We start from the raw sequence: 1,316 nt of genomic DNA on the forward strand, positions 1-1,316 counted from the left end.
ACCTCAACCCGGTCAGCGACGGCAGCCGTTCGGACAGGCTTCCCCGGTCACCGGCCGTGTCGGCAGGGGAATGCGCTTGGGATTTTTCCTCGGGTAGCAAGGCTCACCGGCCCTTCGATTGGTTGCCGCTGTCCAGGAGTTGGCGCTGCCGGTTACGGGCGGCCTAAATCGCGTCGGCCATATCATTGCGCAGGTTGGTCGAGACCAGCTAAAGGGAAGCTTGATGGTCGATATTCCATCGCTGGGATATGCGTGCCCCGCCACTGAAGTGGCGCCTGTGACCTGCGTATTCTTGAAAACGATTCGATTTTGTCGACCATAGAAGCCTTGGTCGGGGTCGCTGGCTAGTGTACGTTCAACTGGCCACTGGTCAACGGTAGTAGACCGTTTATGGGGTACAGTCGATTGACTATTTCTGTGGTGACTCTCCCCTTCGGTCAGGTCGCAGTCGGTGTGGCCGGCATTTCCGCAGGCCATGTTTTGCAGAGGCCCGCTCCCTGGTATGTGTGGACGACTAGGAGTCAGGTGTGAACGGCAGTTCCCGTCAGGTTGAGAACACTTTTGCAGCTGCCGAAGGGGCGGTCCTGCCGTGGGCCCTGTCGGGAGCGGACGACGGCGCGCTGCGCGCCTGGGCACGCCGGCTCACCGCCCACCTCGACGCACGGCCGGACCTCGGCGCCGACGCGTTCGGTGCCGCGCTCGCCTGCCAGGACCGGCGCCTGCCCCACCGCGCGGTGATCGTCGGCTCCACCCGTGCCGAACTCCGCGACGGGCTTGCCGCCATCGCTGACGGCAGCCCGCATCCGGCGGTCGCGCGCGGAACGGCGGACGCCGCGGCACCCGTCACCTTCGTCTACCCGGGCCAGGGATCTCAGTGGCCGGGCATGGCCATGCAACTCGTCGACGAATCACCGGTGTTCGCGGACGCGATGGCGCGGTGCGCCGATGTCTTCGCCGTCGAGTCGGGCTGGTCGCTGACCGAAGCCCTCGCCACGGTGGCCGCCGCCGGCACCACGCCCTGGGTCGAGATCGTCCAGCCGGCCCTCTACGCGGTCAGCGCCGCCCTCACCGAACTGTGGCGGTCCTTCGGTGTCCGGCCCGACGCCGTCGTGGGCCACAGCATGGGCGACCTCGCCGCCGCCCACGCCACGGGAGGCGTGGACCTCCGGGACGGCGCCCGCGCGGTGGCGCTGTGGAGCAAGGAACTCATGCCCCTCGTCGGCAACGGGGACATGGCGTCGGTGGCTCTGCCCGCCGACGAGATCGCGCCGCGCCTCGCCTCCTGGGGCCCGGACCACGTCCTGGCCGGCGTCAAC

At 68.0% G+C, this 1,316-nt stretch carries 1 protein-coding gene; it reads left to right on the forward strand.

What is annotated here, in order from left to right:
- Positions 1-527: 527 nt before the first annotated feature.
- Positions 528-1,316, forward strand: a 789-nt coding sequence (locus ACFW2E_RS47090; protein ID WP_384478375.1) for an acyltransferase domain-containing protein, incomplete at its 3' end; no start/stop codon positions are given.

The organism is Streptomyces sp. NPDC058964 (assembly GCF_042741275.1).
Classification (GTDB): domain Bacteria; phylum Actinomycetota; class Actinomycetes; order Streptomycetales; family Streptomycetaceae; genus Streptomyces.